The sequence below is a fragment of the Sulfitobacter sp. EhC04 genome (assembly GCF_001650875.1).
GTDB lineage: Bacteria > Pseudomonadota > Alphaproteobacteria > Rhodobacterales > Rhodobacteraceae > Sulfitobacter.
The window spans coordinates 1-18,422 of the sequence record NZ_LXYI01000039.1; the positions used below are offsets into that span (position 1 = coordinate 1).

An 18,422-nucleotide genomic window follows, 5' to 3' on the forward strand; every position below is an offset into this window, starting at 1 on the left:
GGAAAAATTAGCCTCTATTCTCTTTAATTAGGGCACAACGACACTTGGGGCCAGCCGATCTCCATCCTGCCGACCGTCGGCACTGCCGGATATCGGTTCAATTTCCATGAGGCGGGTTCAGAAGACAAGGAACCAACCGTGGGCCACAGCCTCGTGCTCGGGCGTACTGGGACGGGCAAGACCGTCACAACCGCGTTCCTCGCGGCGCAATCTCAACGCGTCGGCGCGCGTCTGTTCTTCTTTGACAAAGACCGCGGGCTTGAGATGGCCGTGCGTGCCTTGGGCGGACGCTATAAAGAAATTCGCGCCGGTGTGCCCACGGGTCTCAACCCTCTTGCGACCGAAGTTGACGAACGGGGCCGAGCATGGCTCTCCGATTGGCTTTCGACACTCTTAACCCGCAACGGATCCCTAACCGGTGAACAATCTCGCGCTGTGCAGAACGCCGTTGGCCAAAACGCGGATGCGGGACCAACATTGCAGGATTTTGCCTCCTTTGAGACCCTGTTTCAAGCCTTAGATGATGAGGGCGAGTTGCAATCGCGCGTCGCTGAGTGGGGCCCCGGCGGGCGCTACGGTTGGGTCTTTGATGAGCCAGAAGGCGGCGAGGCCATCGACATCTCCGGTGAAATCACCGGCTTTGATATGACTGAAATCCTCGACATGACCACCGAACGCATGGCGGTGCTCTCGTACATCTTCCGCCAGATCGAGCGCGTCGTTGAGGACCGCCGCCCCACTATCATCGTGCTTGATGAAGCCTGGAAGCTGCTCGACGATCCCTACTTTGGGGCGCGGCTGGAAAACTGGCTTGTTACATTGCGTAAGATGAACTGCGTTGTGGTCATGATGACGCAATACCCCTCGCAGCTCGAAGGCAGCCGCGTCGGCAAAACCATCGTTGAAACCGTCCCGACCCAGATCCTGTTTCCCAATGATCGCGCCAAACCATCGGATTTTGATTTCTTGCGCGTGAACCCCAAAGAGGCGGCACTCCTCACGGAACCCACCATCGGGCAGCGCATCGCATTGGTCCGCTCGGCGGGAGATTCAGTCTTTGTGGATGCAGACCTGAGCGCTCTCGGGCCTCTGCTCAACATCTTGGGCGGGGGCCGTATTGGCGAAAACCTTGTCGGGCCAGACTGGCGCACCACCCCTGATTTTTGGAGACATCTATGAGACCAACCCTCGCCCTCCTTGCCCTTGCCGCGTCGCTCTCAGCTTGCGAACGCTATACCGAGGCAACCTCCCCTTGCGTGGGTCGCAAAAACGCGGCGCAAGTGACGCGGTCTGCGCAAACCCCGCTATTCTTCGCCGCACCCGCGCAAGACATGGATTGTGAGTTCACAGCCATCGGGGTACCGGCCTCATGAGATTGACGCGGCACATATCTGTACTGGTTCTCAGCACACTTCCCATGCTGGCCCTCGCGCAGGGCGTGCCAACAACCGATCGCACTGCGATCGCCCGCAATGTCTCAATCTTTGACAGCCTGCTCGAGGATCTTGGCGTGCAGAACGACATCGATGGTGTCGGCGCAACCATCGAAGGGTTGGAAGCCGATCAGCTGCGCGTTTTAGACGAAATGGCCGCCGCCATCACCGGACCCGGCTTTAATATCGCAGCCCTTGAGGGCAATGCGGATTTTGGCGCGGATCAGATCTATCCCGTGGTCTCCAATCATCCAATGGATGCGCGCCTATTTGGGGAGGGACGCGAAACCGTCGAGATGATGATCGTACAGGTCGCCTCGGAATATGCTGGTGCGCCGGGTGTGGCGCGCGCAGGGCTGTCGCCCACGCAATGGCGCTGCCTGTTTCAGGCTCTGATCAAGCAAGAAAGCCGGTTTAACATCACCGCGACCAGCCCGGTTGGGGCCTACGGTCTCACCCAGCTTATGCCCGGCACCGCCTCCGACATGGGCGTCAATCCCAACGTCCCGATTGAAAATCTGCGCGGCGGCGCGCGCTACATCACCACCCAGCTCAATGCCTTTGGCACCATCCCCAAAGCGCTGGCCGCGTATAATGCAGGCCCGGGGCGCGTGATTGAGTATGGCGGCGTGCCCCCCTTTGCCGAGACCCAAGGCTACGTGCGCAACATCTCCAAGTTCTACAACGAATATCTCGCGGTCGTGGGCGGGGCAGACGCTTTGGGCACGCTCTCGCCTTCTGATTATGCCCTCGCGGAATACGCCAATATCTCGGATGCTGGCATCTATTACGCCGCCGACAGCTTTGCGACGACCGCACAGGTCATCAACCGACTGAGCGCGATCATCCAGCAGATCGATGCGCAACCCAATGCGAAGGCAGCCTGGGAACTCAACACCTATGCCAAGGCCGAGATCGGCCGGATCCTCAGCCTGCGCGTCAGGTTGATGGCCGCCAATCAGGTCCGCGAAGCGGCATTTGCCCAACATCTGGCCGCAGACCGCCTGTCAGAGCGGCAATTCATGCAAATGGGAGTTTCTGAATGAGACGTTTTTTACTCGCCACAACGGTTTCACTAAGTGCCATCCTGCCAATACCCGGATCGGCGCAAGGCGTTCCAACCTTTGATGGCAGCCAATTGGGCCAGCTTGTTGCGCAACTTGAACATATGGCGACAGACCTCAACGTGCAGCTTCAGCAACTGGCCACGATGCGCCAGGAGTTGGAAACCCAGATATCGCAACTCCTCAACCTCGAAGCCCAGCTGAAATCCCTGATTGATGGCAACGCTCTGGGGGAGCTATTTGCCACCATCGAAGAGTTTGAGCGCCTCAAAGGCAGCTTGATGGCCCCAATTGAGACGGCCCGAAGTCTTGCGGATGGAGATTTCCTCTCTGGGTTCAAACCCGGTCGCGGTCTTGATCGCCAAGTCAGGCGTTTGCTCGAAGGCAGTGGATTTTCCTCTGAGACCCTCGCAAGCCTGTCTTCCTCTGATGAGCCCGCCGACAACCGGATCGCCACACAGGCCGGGGCCAGTGCGATGCTGTCGGTGGCCGCGCAAGAAAGCCACGAAGAGGCGGGTGAAAGTCTTGACCGGTTGGAAACGATGGTTGGCCTGATTGATGACCAAGACGGCCTGAAGGCCGCTGTCGATCTGAACACCCGCGTCACCGCGGAGCTTGGCATCATTCTCACCCAGATTTGGCGGCTCGAGGCCGCGCAAGGCGTCAGTGCGGGACAGTTGGGCGTTGTTGACGCGTCAACACTGGCGGCTGAGCGCAGCTTTAGAACCATGGCCGTAGACGAATGAAACACCTCGTCGCATCCGTCACCCTGTTCACCCTGCCGTTTGCAAGCCTTGCAAACGCAGACTCCAGTAACTTCTCCACAATGGCGGTTGAAGAGGACACGCCCTTGGCCTGCGAAGCGCCGCGTCCCCCGACAAGCCTTGATCCATCGCCTTATATCCGTAACGGCTACCGCGCCATCCTGCGGATCATGGCCGCCGAGCGTTGGATAGAGACCGGCTCATGTGAATGTTACTTCACCCAAATTCCTTGGGACGAGGTCGTCTTGGAGGCTGACGGCTATGTAACGTCGGATAATCCGCTGCTGCCGTTCAAAGTCGCCGAATTGCGTCTGCAAGCGGATGAGATGCTCGCCACCCGCGACGCAGCTTGCCCTAACTGATGGGTGTCATTCGCGACATCCTCGGCCAAGTGGACGCCGCCGTCGATACGGTCGCGCAATCCGGATTTGTCACCAATGCCGCCGTGATAGGTGACGTCTTGTCCACCGGCGCAGCCCTGCTGCTAATCCTTCTTGGCATCAATGTCGTGATGCAACTCAGACCCATGAGTTTTGGCAGCTTCTTTGCTTTTGGCATCAAGCTGCTGCTCATTTCCATTTTTGCGCAGACCTGGGCGAATTTTGAGATCATCTACAACGTCGCCACCGACGTGCCCGACAGCATTGGCGCTGCTATCCTCGATCTTACGGCCTCCGGCGATGAGGCGGGTGTCTATGAGAGCCTCGACCGCATGGTCGCGCGCATCACGGCCTATGGCGATGCCATCGGGGATGGCGCTGGTTGGGTCTTTGGCGCGGTTCTGGGCGCGATCTTCTTTGTGCTCTCCGCCCTTTTTGCCGCCATCACGGCAGGTATCATTGCGTTCGCCAAGATCGTCTTCGCACTGATGATAGTGATCGCGCCTTTTATGATCCTCTGCTCGCTGTTCAAACCCACCCATTCGCTCTTTGAGGCGTGGGCGCGTGCCACCATCGGCTATGCCTTGATGCCCGTCGCCGCAGCCGGGGCCGCCGGAATCATCGTGGCCATCGCAGAAGCCATTGGCCATGCCTCGGCAGATCCGAGCGACGTCGCCACCGTCAGCCTGATCCTGCCGTTTCTCGTCATTCTGATCCTGAGTGCGGGGATCATGGCTGCGGTTCCCTACATTGCCTCTAACCTCACAGGGGTCATGGGTATCGCCTCCAACGCCGTCGGCATCACCGGTCTTGCGCGACGCGGCATGGTCAATACCAGCATGTATGGCACGGGCGGGGCCACCCGGCTGGCCACCGGCAAAACGCCCCACGAGATGCGGCGCGGTGTCAGTGACGGGCTCACAACCGTCGGCAGCGCCGTCAGGCAAAGCCCCGGTGCCGCGCTTGGTGTCCTTAAGAGCTTTCGCAAACCCTGATCCTTCCCTCGTAAACTTCCTGAAAGACAACACCGATGAGCAAAGCGCGCGATGAATTTGAAGTGGACATGATCTTTGGTCCGCGCCGCCGCGAGCGCTTTGCTTATTTCATCGCAGGCGCCGGCGTCATTGTTGGGCTTGCAGGGTTTCTCGGAGCCGTCAGCCTGCTGCCGCTCAAGACCACCGAAACCGTTGTTGTCGTGGTGGACAAGGAAACCGGCGAGATGGACCGCGTCGCCCATGTCGAGGCCCTGTCACTCGATGAGAGCGACGCCATCATCCAGGCCAATCTTGTGGCTTACGTCGATGATCGAGAGACCTTTGATGTCACCGACGGTGAGAGCCGGATCAATTCCGTGCTCGGCCGCTCCGATCTCGATGCCGCCCGCACCCTGCGCGATCTTTGGAACTCGGCCAATGAGGATTACCCCATTACCGTCTATGGCCGAGACGCAAAGATCGAAGTGGTCATCAAATCGGTCAATCAGATTGAAGCCGGTGTTGCGCAGGTCCGGTTCTCGCGCACGCTACGCCGCCCGCGCGATGTGCGCACCGTGACCCGCCAATACGTGGCCACCCTTGCCTATGAATTCCGCCCTGAAACCCGCCAGCGTTTGCAAGACGTCTGGGCCAATCCGCTCGGATTTGTCGTGACCTCCTACCGGGTCGACGCAGAGACCCTGGAGAACTGATCCCTTGAACAAATTGACACTCATATCCGCGGCGCTCGCCGCTTGTCTTGCCAGTGCCGCCTACCCAGCAGCAACACCCTCAGGTGGCCCGCTCGATATCCGTATTCGCACCGCCACCTACAACGAGAACCAAGTCTACACGATCGAAACCGATCTGCGTCATGCCACCACAATCCATTTTGGACCGGGCGAGCGGTTCGAAGCGGTCATCGTGGGCGACACCGAGAGTTTTCAGGTCGATCCGATCCCCGAGCTTGGCAACGTTCTGACCATCAAGCCCCATGTGGGCGGTGCTTCAACCAATATGACGGTGATCACCAATCGCCACAGCTATTCGTTTCATCTGCGCGAGGGACAGATCCAAGGCCGTACCGGCATGTTCTTTGAGGTGCGGTTTCAATATCCTGAAGATCGTCGCCCGAACACCTCTGCCCCAAAAGGATATGAGGCTCCGCGCAACTATGCCTATGTGGCATCGGGGACCGGCGATTTTCGGCCCTCCAGCGTCTATGACGATGGCAGGTTTACCTATTTCACCTTCCCGGAAAACGCGCGCCAGCCTGCGCTCTTCAAGGCCGACGCCGATGGCCGCGAGCGCACAGTGAACTGGACCCAGCAAGGCAACACCGTGCGCGTTCTCGGAGTCAATCCGTTCTGGACCCTGCGCATTGGCGACGAGGCCATCTGCATCCAGCGTGATGAAACCGCCCTCACCGTGGGGAATTAAAGATGGCGGATCAAAACCCACCTGAACTGCAGGATCGTTTGGACAATTTTCAGCACCGCAACGCTAAGAAACCACGAAGCCGCATTGGTGTCGGTGCCATTGCCGCCGGGCTTGGCCTGGGCGGGGCCGCGCTCGCCTATGTCTTTGCCTCCAGCCTGCAGGACGCCGCCGACCCGCTGCAAACCTCCGATGTTGAATCCTTTCAGGACCAAAGAACCGGCAACGGCGGACGGCTGGAGTTTCCAGCTGACGAAGAAGACCAGCGCGTGGAAGACGCACTCATCGCCGTCGAGGAGGCGTTGGAGCCGCAAGTCGCAGAACCGGTCCCTGACCCGGTGCCCGATGAAACCGTCCTGCGCGAACTCGCAGCTTTGCGTGAGGCGCTTGCCGCCAGCCAATCAGCCCGCAATTCTGAAATCCAAGCCGCCGTAAGCGATCTGCGCGAGGCATTTGATGCACAGACTGACGCCCTTGAAGCGTCGATCGCTGAGAAAGATGATGAACTGGCTGCGGCGGCGCGGCAGAACGCAGCGCGATTGTCAGGGCTTCAAGCCATGCTTGATGCAGAACGCGCGCAACGAGAATCCCTTGAGAGTGAGCTCACCCAATCAAGCCTGATTGCGGATCAGCGCTTGCTCGAAGAACGCCGCCGCCTTGAAGAGGAAGACCGCGCGCGCGCCGCCGCCCAAGAGGCGGATGAATTGCTACGCGCTCAGATCGTCTCCCCCGCCGTCGTGTTCGCGGGCGGTGCGGGCACAAGCGGGCAAAACGCACCACCGGGTTCTGGCGCGACCCTCGCGAGTGAACCGCGCGGCGGCGTCGGGGAGAACGAAGACTACCTCTTGCGCGCAGCACGCCCGCTGCAAATCGACGAGGCCGCCCGCATGGAATATCCCGACCGGACACTGGCCCAAGGGTCGGTCGTTCAGGCCGCCTTGCAAACTGCGATCAACAGCGACCTGCCCGGCAATGTCGTAGCCGTGGTCTCAGAACCGGTTCTGGCTTTTTCTGGCGAGCGGGTTCTGATCCCGCGCGGCTCGCGCCTTTTTGGCCAGTATCGCTCCGGCATCGACATCAATCAAAAGCGTATCTTAATCCTATGGACCCGCATACTCACACCTGACGGAATCTCGATGGAGATTGCCTCAGCCGGTGGCGATCAATTGGGCCGCTCTGGCCTAACCGGCCTGGTCGATACCAAGTTCATGGAACGCTTCGGGGGTGCGGCCCTAATCTCGGTCATTGGTGCAGCGCCCTCTGTTGCCGCAGAAGCCGCCAGCGACGAGACCACCAGCATTGTTCTGGAAAGCGTTGGCGAGGATCTGCAGGATGCCGTGGGCAGCGTCATTGCCGAGCAGATCGCCATCACACCGACGATCTATGTCGATCAAGGGGCAAATGTGACCGTGCTCGTGGATCGGGACGTTGTGATTTTTGACTGACATGCATCCCACATCCTATCTTGAGCAATATTTTGAACCGTTCCGCGAATGGCTGAGCCGCGACGACATTGTCGAATTGGCAATCAACCCAAATAGTGAGGTCTGGGTGGAAGTGGCCGGAGACGCGGCCATGCGCCGGGCCGGCAACCGTGTTGAGGCAAAGGCCGCGCAAAACCTCGCACAGAGCATTGTTGGCGATGCCAAAGCCCGCGTCTCTGAAAAGAACCCGCTGGTTTCCGGGAAAATCGATTATGCGGGTCGCCCGTTGCGGGTTCAAATCGCCGTGCCGCCCGCGATTGAGCAAGGGGCCTCGATCACCATCCGCCTCTTTGCACCCAAAGCCGCGCGTGAGTTCAAACCCGCGTTTCTGTTTGGGGAAGCTGTGTCTCTGGAAACGCTGCGCCGCGAGAAAATGCGCAAAGTTGCTGACCTGTCCGAAGCTAACCTCGACCAGGCGCTGAAATCCTTGATCGAAGATCGCCTGAACATCTTGGTGAGCGGAGGCACATCAACGGGCAAGACCACCTTTGCGCGCAACCTTCTCTCCCATGTGGATCACGGCGAGCGATTGATCACCATCGAAGATGCGTTTGAGCTTTTCCCCGACCAGCCCAACACCGTATCCCTTCTTTCCGAGAAAACCCCCACGTCGCAACGCAGCGCCAATGCGCTCCTGCAAGCCAGCCTGCGGATGCGGCCGGACCGGATCATCGTGGGCGAGCTACGCGGATCAGAAGCGCTCACATACCTTGAGGCGATCAACACTGGTCATGGTGGCTCGGTCTCAACGATCCACGCGGAAACTGCCGAGTTGGCCATTGACCGGTTGGCCATCATGGTCCTCCAAGCTGGCACCCCCCTGACCTTCGCCGAAGTGCGCGAATACATCCGCAAGTCAATTGATGTGATCGTGCAGCTCGGGCGCTCAGACGGCCGGCGGGGGATTACGGAGTTTTACCTGCCGGTGAACGAATAGAGTGCTTTCCGTTGGGTGCGCGCTAACCACACCAAGACTCGCGTTGTTCGAACCATAGGCGAACAATCTGCCAGCGGAACAAGGGTTACAAGGTGCTCCTTTGCGTTTAACAATCCGAATCCGGGATCACTCCAAAAGTAGCCGCCTTGTCGGTCATCGTCAGTAAAGGTATGGCTAGAAAGCGAAAACCCGCGAGGACCTATTACGGCTGTCGCGGGCATCTAAGAGGTTGAAGACCTAACTTTGTCTTCGATTGACCCCATATATGGTGAAATTCGCGCTGTTGTCAAGAGAAACGGTCTAGACCGATTAGGGACCGAACGGAGCGTTAAGGCATTGGTATCAAATATAATTTCTCAAGATCGGTTAACCAAATATCTCAAAGCGGCAGGTCATGATACGCAACGTGCACTTGATCTGTATGGCTGGAACATCCTGATCAGCGAAGCTTTTTTCCCTGTGTTAAGCGCATCAGAAGTGTGCCTGCGCAACATCATATCCACCCAGTTGATTGTTCTATACGGCTCCACTTGGTGGGACGATCCGGCATTTCTCGCGCAAATCGGGAATGGCAAGCGCATCGTCAAGACAGCTCGCGACAAACTCCGTAAAAAAGGAGCCGTTACATCGGGTGGCATGACCGCAGAGCTCAATTTTGGATTTTGGGTAAACATGTTGCTTGCGCGGCACGAGCCCGTTTTTTGGGCGAACCTTCATGCCTCATTTGCGGATCTGCCACCTGCCGTCACATACAACGCGCTATATGTTCGGTGCGACGCCGTTCGAGAGTTTCGCAACCGCGTATTTCATCATGAACCAATCTTGCATCGCAACATCACAAAAGAATACAGCCAAATCATGGAGTTGATCACATGGCTCAGCCCTGACAAGGCCAAATGGATTAAGCAATATTCACGTGTAATGACTGTAGCGCGACAAAAACCATAAGGACGACGGCGTTGCCATCAGGCTGGATCCTTCTCACCACTGGTTTCTCTCATCCATGTTGCTATCGAGTCATGCAACAACCATGGTGACGGAGCGCTGCAAGAAACCATAGCAGCATCAGTTGCGGTGAAATGGCACCACTCTTCATCATCTGAGGTCCACTCGCCGATGATTTCCCCGTCAACAAGCAATACGTCGCCTTCGAAAGCACCATTATGGTAACCAAGCATGATAATTCCATGACGAACCATGCCTCCAGCGTCGACCAAAACACAGATAATTTTGAATTGGGCGCTCACTGCGCCTAGATCGCGACCCGAGATTTGACCAACTTCAAACTCGCTGTATTTTATAATCCCGTGGTAGACATCTTCAGTCTTGCTTGCTTCAATCTCGCAGGACAAATCATCATGGAATTCGGTTACTACTTTCATGGACTCGGGGCTTTCTTTTGCGTTTCAAAAAATCGTATTGAACACGAGACAAACCAAAGCACTCTGTTAATGAGTTAAGCTAGATAAACCACGCCCGAGTATTGTACTTATTGGGTAGACTGGGTTTTCCAATAATTTGAGTATCATTATGATCGCCGATCCAACCGTTTTCTTTAGCGCTGAACTTGCAGAAGGGAGAAAGCTTTGCCTCCTCCCCATGTCGAGAATGCATGCTGAAGAGCCCGTCTGGCTTGCCAGAGAATTGCTATTTTACCCGGCTAACACGTTATCTTCGGCACCATTGCGTGTAGCTTGGGAACCCAAGCGGGAATTGGAAGAGTTTTTTGCCAAGAACCACGCAGTCCATCCTGAATTTGCCACGGCAGAAGGCACTGAACTTCACTGGATAAAAAGCGCAGCAACAGAAGTTACAGTCGAAGACCTAATCACAGGAGGACTTCTTGCATTTCCAATAGACCTAGACTGGGATTCTTTCTTAGCACCAGCTTCACACGAAGCTCATCTTCATCTTATCTCCTACGCTGCCGCGCATGCCGAAAAATACATGAATCAAATTCGGTTTGACAATTGCCGTATCAACACGCCGGAAATCCTCCCTGAGAGAGCCGGCTTACTCGAGAACAAACAATTTTCAGCGGCTCTATTTTACACCCAGCAAGACAATGAAAGTTACATTATTGCAGGGGATCTTGTCCGGCAAAGATTTGTTACCGGCTTGGGGCTTGAGATTTGCGGAACCGTCGTTCGAACGTTTCCATCCGGGGAAGTTTGGAACATCACCAGCCACGCTCTGCAGATGCACACTGATGCGCTTGAAGCACCAAATGACACAGCAAAATTTATTAACTTGATAAACCTTTTAGACTATCTTGCCGCCCCCTCAGATTATTTACCAATGGCAAAAGCGAAGGCAAAAATTGCCAGACATGTGGCAAAAACACGCTCAGAGTATGATGCAATAATCGAAGACTTCAAATTCTTGACGAGTGCAAAGGACGAAGACAACCAAAACTTTGGCCTTCGGCACAATATTATCCATATTGGCAAAAGATTAGAGGACATGCTTATCGCAACCGAGCGTAAGGAAGTCCTAGCCCGTATGGACGGCTACGCTCGCAAAGTAATTGAAGATTTGTTCAAATTATCAGGCCAAACATGGTCAGACGTTGAAGCCATGAGAAGCTCAAAAGGTAACAATCTCGGATTGTAGGCCTAATGCCAGCGCGCAACCTACAAGCAGCCAAACGCAATGCGGCAATGCAGTATTTGCATGGCCCGCCCATTGTGCACCTGCAGCATAACTCCTATCTTCAGTGGCAGTGATTGGTTCTACCTCCTCCCAGAGCCAATCGACAGTAATAGGCGGCATCCACCTCCTCCCGGATGCCGCCTTTATTTTGTCTGGTGCTTGGTTTGCAAAACCATCAGCCCCCTAAACCCTGCTCTTCCATCAGCGCATCCAGAAAGTCGCTCTGCTCGAGCAAAACATCTTCCCACTCTAGCGGAAGGGGTTCGTCGGGATGTGGCGTAGGGTGCAAGTCTTCGGTGCTGCCAGACGCATCTTGACCCAACATCATGGCACGTGCCTCCCTTAGGGCGTTGCGATCCTCGGGCTGACCAGTGGGCTTTGCCTGCTCTGAGGTTTCACCTGCGGCATCGTTTTTACCCTGCTTAGGCTCGACTTCTTCCCAAGGCCCGACGCCCTCAACGTTTGGCGGATACGGAAACGCCCGCCCCTCCTGCTTTTCGACCAATTCCTTGAACAAAGGATCATCGTAATACTTGATCCGCTGCGCTTTGATCGGATGCTGAGGCGAGGCCAGAATAATCACCTCGTCCGGGTCCATCAGCCGCGCTTCCGTCTCAGAGAGAAGCGGGCGTTCTTCGAGACGTGTTGATGTCGAAGTCGCCCCCAACACCCCTTTGTTGCGCCCATACATACGCGTGACGGCCTCACGTGTTGTACTGCCGACAGCGGCAGAAACCTCGCGCACCGTGCGCTGATCCCTTGGTGTGATATAGAGCTTCAGCCCCGCGCCGTTTTCAAGGCTCTCACGGCCTTCCGGGCCGTAGATCCGATCCAGCGACGCCAGCGATTGCGCGATCATCGCCACGCGGCCGCCATAGCTGGCCAAGGAATGGATCGCCCGTTCCAGATAAGGCATTGCGCCCATCTGCTGGAACTCGTCAATCATGATCATCACCGGCCAGGGCTCATCCTCCGCTGGCTCGTTCAGGCGCAAGCTGGCAATCAAATCGGCAAAGAGCAGACGCAATAGCGGGGCCAGGGTCGCGATATGATCCTCCGAGACGACGATGTAGAGCGACTGCGGTTTCTTGCGGAATATCGAAAAGTCGATATCGCTGCGCCGCGTTGCCGCCCTCACTGCCGGATTGTCCCATTGTTTAAGGCCTGCGGTCATTAGGGCCTGGATGTTGCTGGTCAGCAAACGGCTCGATGCACTGGCCGCATTGGTCCAAAGCTCGCGCACCACAGCCTCTTCCGCTTCTTCGGCGTAGGCCTTGTATTGCGCATTCTTGTAATCCCCTCCGGCCACGATGCGATTGACCTCGCCGAGGGTTGCCCTGCCGCGCTGAATCGCCAACAGGCAGGCCGCAACGAAGATCGATTTGCCCGCCTCCGAGAAGGTGTCGAGTGTCTTGTTGTCCTTATCCAGGAACAGATCCGCGAGAATACTCACTTCGGTGAAGCGCTGCGCAAAGCTCGGGGCCTTGGCGATGCGGGCCAGCGGATTGTAACAATGGGTTGCATTGGACCAGTCAAACGGGCTGAATCGGTACACCTCATCGCCATTCAGAGCGCGAAGGCGAGAGGTCTTGTCAAAGTTCTCGCCTTTGACATCAAGCACCACCACCGATCCCGCAAAGCCCAGAAGGTTCGGGATCACGAAGCCCACCCCCTTACCGGCGCGGGTCGGGGCCACCATCATCACATGCGGGATCACCGTCGACGATATAAATGGGCCTTTGGAATTTGGCTTGCCGATCTTGCCACAAACAAAGCCGCGCCCGGCATCCTGCAGCATATTGTTTTTCTTAAGCTCGGCTTTGCTTTGCCAATGGGCGGTGCCATATTCGCTGCGCTCGCGCTGGAAGGTCCAGGCAAAGGCAAGAACACCAAGCCCGATGATACCAAATCCTATCGCCCCGAAGGCCACTTTGAAGGCCTCGGGATGCGCCAGGCGCGTGGCATCCCCCGCCTTCCAGACGGCCAGCATATCAAAATTGGCAAACCCAACCTTAAGCGCCAGCGTGAGATAGAAGCTGGCGACGATCGTTCCAACTACAGCACCACAGATCGCACCGATGGGGACAGCCGCCCAGAGAGGAAGTGACTTCTGCATATTCTCACCCTCCCCTAGAGACCCATCTCGTCATCAAGATCGTGGCCCTGTTCGCGGGCCTTCGACATGTCTTGCTCTTTTGAGGCTTGGATCATCTTTGCCATCTCGACAGACTTGTCCTGCTGCAGCTCGGCCGCGCGCTCGGTGAATCTCAGGTCACCCGTCTCCTCGCGCATCATCTCAAGGTATTCCTGCGCGACGGTGATTTGGTCGAACTTGCTCGGCAATGCGTCGTCCAGCACTGCATAGTTACCGTTGCGCAACGCCGCCATGCCGCGCTCTCCAAGCGCCGCCGTCAGCTCGACCTTTAACTCGCCGTTGACCACAGCTTCCTGTTCTTCACTGAGACGCCCATGTTTCAAAATGTCAGCCAGACCTTGCAGGGCTTCGGACTTGCCCCCGATGTCGTGATTATCGACCACTGACAACTCGCTGGTCTCTCCCGGATCATCGCGCCGCAGACCCTGCCCGGCTGACAGATCACCCGAGAGCTCGCGCATCCGATCCGCCATGCCATCCATAAAGGTATCCACCACCTCAAGCGCCGCGATTCGCTGCGGTTCTGTCGCAGTGTCAACGTTCAACCCATCTTGGGTCAGGACCGCATTCATGTCCCGCTCAACCCAGTTCTGCGCCAAGCCGTAGTTCTTGGTGCCACCCGCCTCATAGCGCCCAAGGATGTCATCGGAATCAAGACCGTGGTCTTCACCGTAAGAGACCAGCTTCTCCAGCGCCAAGTCATTGCCCGAAGTCAGCTCGGCCACAAAAGCGGCATCCCCCGCCCCCGGCGGATAGGGTTCCAGCAGCACCTTGTTGAACCTGCTTTGCAATTCTGGGTCTGGCACCATCCGCGACAGCTCTTTGAGGACTGGGGCGGTCTTAACCTCAAACGCGGCACGCTCGCTGGCATCCAGTTCTTCGATTTTCAGCCCGATGGCCTCGATCGCGCGTTCCGCATACTCCGTGGCCTCGCCCACGGTTGTGATGTCCTTCATGTCGATCTCTCCTGTCTGTTCATTTTTGCCGGGACCGTGCCAAGGCGCACCGCGTCCCATCGCCTCGGCCATGGAGCGCACAGCGCTGCCGATGGCCCGTTGATCCATGCGGTCTAGAAAGTCGGCGACGGATTTGTAGTCTTTGGCGAACGCCGTCACCTGCGCTTCGGCCATCGCGCGTTCCTGCTCGGTGAGGGCAATTTCTTGCGGTCGGCGCGCTTGGGCTTTGGCGGCGTAAACCTCTTCCATGCCCGCAGGTTTGGCGTAGATGCCACGCTCAAGACGCGTGGTGGCGTCCAGCATGATGCCATGCTTCTCAGCAATCTCGGCCTGTTTCTCGCGCATCAGCTGCGGTGACATCACGCCTTCGGCCCAGCAGGAAAACCAAGTGCCTTGATCAACACCGCGGTTGTTCAAAAGGATATGGGCATGCTTGTGGGCGCGGTCGTCATGGACCGCCAGAACGTAATCCCATTGGTCGCCATACTCACCGCTGTCAAAGAAATGCTCGGCCCATTCCAAAGTGATGTCGCGGACCTGATCGACTGTCACATCCGTCGGAAACGACAGCAGCATATGCGAGGTGAATCCAAGCTTGGTTGTTCCGCGCCAGGTCTCTGCCCAGTCCTCGATGATGTCTGATTTTTGCGCCTCATCCAGCACCGCATCCGAGGTCAGTGCATTGGTCATCGAGGAATAGGTAAACACCGCTTTGTCGTTCACGTAGGAGAGCTGGTTGCCGAGAGATGCGCGCGTCTTGCAGCCACCCGATCGGATACGTTTGAAGATCGCGGCCCGGCTCTGTCCCGACGCCGCCTTGGCCACATTGCGCAGCGAGGCGCGGCCGGTATTGGCGTAGCTGCGCCCCTGCCTGCGGCCCGCCATGCGCGCCTCGATCCGGGCGTTGGCCTTGCCCCTGATCTGCTCATTCTCCCAGAGCTTGCCCATGACGGCTTCATAGAGGGCTGCCGTATTACGCATCGCGCACGGCCTCCTCGATCACATCCCAACCCTTGCCGCCGCGCACGCGTGCGGCATCCTTCATCCTTCCCATTTCACGGCTCAACCCACGGGTCAGATCGGCGAGTTCTATGAGCAAATCTCGGTCCTGATCCGACAAGGTCAACTTGCCCAGCACGGCCGCCTTGGCGAGGCACCGCAGGTCATTCGACAGATCCTTCGCCTGCCGCCAAGATGCTGCAAAGGATGCGAGCTCCCCCTGCCCCAGATCCAGAAATCCGCAACGTCCGCGCAGCACCGCGTTCAGGGCTTGAGAACGATTGGCAAAGCCACGCGCGCGCCACTCTGCGTCAAAGGCAGCAAGCTCGGATTGGGTCGCGCGGAACGCCACCGTCTCTGACGGATCTCGCAGCGACAGCCCTTCGCCCGTCTGCTCTTTGGCCACCCGTACGACATGGCGCCGTGTAACGCCAAACACCGCCGCCAACGCCACCGCTGGCTCACCGGCCTGATAGCGCCGTGCAAGATCAATGCGCTGTTCAAGCTTTAGGTTTTTGCGCTTCGCCTTCACTGTTCAGACCCCTAGACCAAATGTGCAAACAGTTGGCATATCCTGCCAACGTCCATTCTTTCTCACTTAGCTTTGGGTTTGGCTCCACGCAGTATATGCATCATTCGACTTCAGGGCTGGCTTGGTGGAGATAAATCTTCAACAAAACTGGGCGGCCGTTATGGCTGTGGCTTGAGGCGAAATGTGCGCACTATTCTGGTACGAGGAGCCACTGCCTGTTGGCACCGTCTGGGGTGCCTTCTGACATAAAGTGAAGGTGCAGAATGAACAGCAGTGTTGGGGCCCGCATTGCAAAGGCCATGGGGGTCAAACGGCTATCAATGGACTCAATGTGCCGGTCAAGAACCGGCTCGATCTGATCGTAGTAAGCGATCACCGACAGGCGATTCGACGCTTGTTGGTTTGCCTGTTTTGGCACCGCCAACCACTACGGCTGGCGATGCCAGACGGGGTATCTGGCTCAGTGAGCCAGATCCTGATTGCGTAGATCGGCGAAGCGATCCTGGGCGAGCAGAGCCTCGGTCGCGAGGCTGTCTATGACTTCTGGATGGTCGTTCTCTTCAAAGGCGGAGAGGTAGGTTTCAAATGCCATGTCGGCTTGCAGTTCGGCGAGGTCGAGAGATTGCTCAAATGTCATGTTGTGATCCTTTCTGTTGATCTTCGTTGGACGGATCGTGGAAAAGACCGGCGGCTTCAGAGCGGGCTGCACCCGGCACGGGGCGCAATGAAATGGAGCACGCTTGGGGGATGTTTGTTGTGAGGGATGCGCAGCAGCGCTCAAGGCCGAAAGGCGTCTTTGTGTGTCAAACAAAATCAAAGAAGTTCAGGACACGCGTTCGAGCCAGCGGCGAGAGGCAGCGTGTTCGCGAGCTGTGTTACACAAAACGACAGGCCGTCCAGAAACCTCCCCCAAGTGTTGCTGACCGCTCGCCTCCGGGCTAGCGATCTGATGGGCCAACAGGTCAATGGAATGGAGCGCCACATGCGAACATTGATCACCGTTTCTCATGCTGAACTGCACGCCGGATCTCCGAAAGACCAAACCAATCTCGGTGTGAAGTTCCGGCGGTTCGGGGAGCGTAGATTGGCAGCGCGATGCAGATGAATTGGAATTGCTCGCCCCCTTGATCCTGGCAACAGGTCGGCGCTTCCAGAACAGCTGTCCGCGTTCACCTCAAGAGGGTGGAAACATTTATAACTGGACAGGGATCGTCGCATAGCCTCGCCGGGTCTTGGTCGCCTTGAGCTGCCGCAAAGCAACAATCGCGTCCTGTTCTGACGCGAGATATGCCGCCTTCTTCTGCCCGCCTTTCGCGCCGATCCGCCCCCACTCGCGGGTCAGACACCATTCTCCAAACAGCGTTTGAGAAACGCTCAACTCATAAAAACGTCGCTGCCGTTTTGCTGGAATGATCTTTTCGAGGCGATACCGCATGGCTGGGTTCCTTGCCCGCTTGTCATCAGCATAGCGCAAATGGTTCAAGAATGAATCCCCCTTAAGTTGGGTTCGCAAGGGCGCGTCCAAAAGCTTCGCAGGGCGGTGACGGCCCAAGGAGCTGAGAGGCAAAACCAGCGGCGTGACTTAGGGTGGGCACCTTGGTTCGTGCCAGTTCAATCAACACGCAGAAGCCCGTCGCCAAGAAAGTCCAACCCCCAGAACTGGCAATTCCGGCATCGTCCGAACTGACGCCGTTGCGAGACCTTCGCTTTGTTTGGGCCCACACGAGACAAGAGAAAAGCCAGACCGCCGAAGCGGCCTGGCTTGTTTGTTACGCGGCGTCTTTGGGACCCCAGGGGATGATGGCCTGCAGGGACATGTCGTCCTGGCTCGCGGCCTTGCCAAGATTGGCGTTGAAGGCGTGATCGCGGACCGTCAGGGTGAAGTAGTCAGAGCCGGTGTCTTTGTTCTGCTTCTTCCAGATGCCACCGCATTCGACCAGTTTGCCGCGAGGGGAGCGGCCGAGGACGCGGTGCGTCGGGGCCATCGGGTTGGAGCTGGCGACTGGTTCGACCGTGATGTCGAGGTCGAAAGTCAGGGTTGAGATTGAGCCGATGCCTTTTGCGGTTTCGATATCGTCGCTGGTGAATTTGATGCAGTTCGTGGTCATTGCTTTTCTCCTTGTTTGCGTTGCAATGATGGTCACTTTGCAGCTGGCCAAGGCCCGGACACACCGGAGGGAACCGCAGGCGTAGCGCAGCGGAGAGGGGCAGGCGCCGCTCTTTTTGTCCCGCGAGGAATGGACCACCCCTTTTCTTTGGTGGGACAGGGGAAAAAGATCGGGGACAACCTTTGTGGCCGGGGTGACAGCTGCGACCAGCATTATCGAGCAACTCAACACATAGGGAGAAAAGCTGGTGGCCACGTCGCAGATTGGGAAAAGCAAAGCGAATACTGTCGCTTAGGCGCGGTCTCACCTCGCTCACCCGCACGGGATCTGTCCTTCGGCAGTGACCACAAGACGTTCGGGTAGACCCGCAGGTTCCCCGGATCAGTTCTAAGTAAAAATCAACACAATTGGATCAACGCGCTGATATGTAGCCTTTGCCCCTCTGCGTAGACTTGGAGCGGTTACGCCCGGCGCAGCTGAAAGGCAAACTGCACGTCATAGGCCGAATTGTGGAAAAGGCGTTGATGTTACTCAAATTTGAACTTGA

The 18,422-nt window shown here is 57.2% G+C and carries 17 protein-coding genes and 1 pseudogene; 11 read left to right on the plus strand and 7 right to left on the minus strand.

Going from position 1 to position 18,422, the window contains the following annotated elements:
- Positions 1–45: 45 nt before the first annotated feature.
- The 10 genes and pseudogenes from A8B82_RS16265 to A8B82_RS16310 form a co-directional block, all read left to right on the plus strand.
- Positions 46–1,179 (plus strand): annotated as a pseudogene (locus A8B82_RS16265) (VirB4 family type IV secretion system protein); the annotation flags it as partial.
- A gap of 238 nt (positions 1,180–1,417) precedes the next feature.
- On the plus strand, positions 1,418–2,479 hold the full coding sequence (locus tag A8B82_RS16270; RefSeq protein WP_201120842.1) for a lytic transglycosylase domain-containing protein: 1,062 nt from the start codon (positions 1,418–1,420) through the stop codon (positions 2,477–2,479).
- The gene (locus A8B82_RS16275) at positions 2,476–3,243 is read left to right on the plus strand and encodes a type IV secretion system protein (RefSeq protein WP_067294691.1); all 768 of its coding nucleotides are present in this window, start codon (positions 2,476–2,478) and stop codon (positions 3,241–3,243) included. Before A8B82_RS16270 ends, A8B82_RS16275 begins: the two co-directional genes overlap by 4 nt.
- Positions 3,240–3,623 (plus strand): hypothetical protein, encoded by a 384-nt coding sequence (locus A8B82_RS16280; protein WP_082899346.1) that lies wholly within the window; start codon positions 3,240–3,242, stop codon positions 3,621–3,623. The genes A8B82_RS16275 and A8B82_RS16280 overlap by 4 nt, the downstream gene beginning before the upstream one ends.
- Positions 3,623–4,636, plus strand: a complete 1,014-nt coding sequence (locus A8B82_RS16285; protein ID WP_067294693.1) for a type IV secretion system protein — start codon at positions 3,623–3,625, stop codon at positions 4,634–4,636. Before A8B82_RS16280 ends, A8B82_RS16285 begins: the two co-directional genes overlap by 1 nt.
- Before the next feature lie 35 nt (positions 4,637–4,671).
- Positions 4,672–5,328, plus strand: coding sequence for a virB8 family protein (locus A8B82_RS16290; RefSeq protein ID WP_067294696.1), 657 nt, complete (start codon positions 4,672–4,674; stop codon positions 5,326–5,328).
- Between the two features lie 4 nt (positions 5,329–5,332).
- Positions 5,333–6,055: a TrbG/VirB9 family P-type conjugative transfer protein gene (locus tag A8B82_RS16295; protein WP_443069346.1), complete on the plus strand. Its 723-nt coding sequence runs from the start codon at positions 5,333–5,335 to the stop codon at positions 6,053–6,055.
- A 2-nt stretch (positions 6,056–6,057) separates the two neighbouring features.
- Positions 6,058–7,497 carry a TrbI/VirB10 family protein gene (locus A8B82_RS16300; protein ID WP_067294698.1) on the plus strand — a complete coding sequence of 480 codons (1,440 nt, stop codon included), beginning with the start codon at positions 6,058–6,060 and terminating at the stop codon, positions 7,495–7,497.
- Position 7,498: 1 nt separating this feature from the next.
- Positions 7,499–8,473, plus strand: a complete 975-nt coding sequence (virB11, locus tag A8B82_RS16305; RefSeq protein WP_067294700.1) for a P-type DNA transfer ATPase VirB11 — start codon at positions 7,499–7,501, stop codon at positions 8,471–8,473.
- Between the two features lie 243 nt (positions 8,474–8,716).
- Positions 8,717–9,421, plus strand: coding sequence for a hypothetical protein (locus tag A8B82_RS16310; RefSeq protein ID WP_067294703.1), 705 nt, complete (start codon positions 8,717–8,719; stop codon positions 9,419–9,421).
- A 17-nt stretch (positions 9,422–9,438) separates the two neighbouring features.
- On the opposite strand, the gene A8B82_RS16315 is transcribed toward A8B82_RS16310, so the two are convergent.
- Positions 9,439–9,855 (minus strand): hypothetical protein, encoded by a 417-nt coding sequence (locus A8B82_RS16315; RefSeq protein WP_067294704.1) that lies wholly within the window; start codon positions 9,853–9,855, stop codon positions 9,439–9,441.
- A gap of 148 nt (positions 9,856–10,003) precedes the next feature.
- Here A8B82_RS16315 and A8B82_RS16320 point away from each other — a divergent pair, with 148 nt between their 5' ends.
- Positions 10,004–11,086 (plus strand): hypothetical protein, encoded by a 1,083-nt coding sequence (locus A8B82_RS16320; protein ID WP_067294707.1) that lies wholly within the window; start codon positions 10,004–10,006, stop codon positions 11,084–11,086.
- Positions 11,087–11,300: 214 nt separating this feature from the next.
- Here A8B82_RS16320 and A8B82_RS16325 read toward each other — a convergent pair whose 3' ends face one another.
- The 6 genes from A8B82_RS16325 to A8B82_RS16350 all read right to left on the minus strand — a co-directional run bounded on the left by A8B82_RS16325 (position 11,301) and on the right by A8B82_RS16350 (position 17,875).
- Positions 11,301–13,241 carry a type IV secretory system conjugative DNA transfer family protein gene (locus A8B82_RS16325; protein ID WP_067294711.1) on the minus strand — a complete coding sequence of 647 codons (1,941 nt, stop codon included), beginning with the start codon at positions 13,239–13,241 and terminating at the stop codon, positions 11,301–11,303.
- A gap of 14 nt (positions 13,242–13,255) precedes the next feature.
- Positions 13,256–15,217: a relaxase/mobilization nuclease domain-containing protein gene (locus A8B82_RS16330; protein WP_067294712.1), complete on the minus strand. Its 1,962-nt coding sequence runs from the start codon at positions 15,215–15,217 to the stop codon at positions 13,256–13,258.
- Positions 15,210–15,767 carry a hypothetical protein gene (locus tag A8B82_RS16335; RefSeq protein WP_067294715.1) on the minus strand — a complete coding sequence of 186 codons (558 nt, stop codon included), beginning with the start codon at positions 15,765–15,767 and terminating at the stop codon, positions 15,210–15,212. The genes A8B82_RS16330 and A8B82_RS16335 overlap by 8 nt, the downstream gene beginning before the upstream one ends.
- A 460-nt stretch (positions 15,768–16,227) precedes the next feature.
- Complete coding sequence (locus A8B82_RS24375) at positions 16,228–16,404, minus strand: hypothetical protein (protein WP_162841716.1); 177 nt, start codon at positions 16,402–16,404, stop codon at positions 16,228–16,230.
- A 555-nt stretch (positions 16,405–16,959) separates the two neighbouring features.
- Positions 16,960–17,202: a WGR domain-containing protein gene (locus A8B82_RS16345; RefSeq protein ID WP_067294720.1), complete on the minus strand. Its 243-nt coding sequence runs from the start codon at positions 17,200–17,202 to the stop codon at positions 16,960–16,962.
- Between the two features lie 334 nt (positions 17,203–17,536).
- Positions 17,537–17,875 carry a DUF736 family protein gene (locus A8B82_RS16350; protein WP_067294723.1) on the minus strand — a complete coding sequence of 113 codons (339 nt, stop codon included), beginning with the start codon at positions 17,873–17,875 and terminating at the stop codon, positions 17,537–17,539.
- Positions 17,876–18,422: the final 547 nt, after the last annotated feature.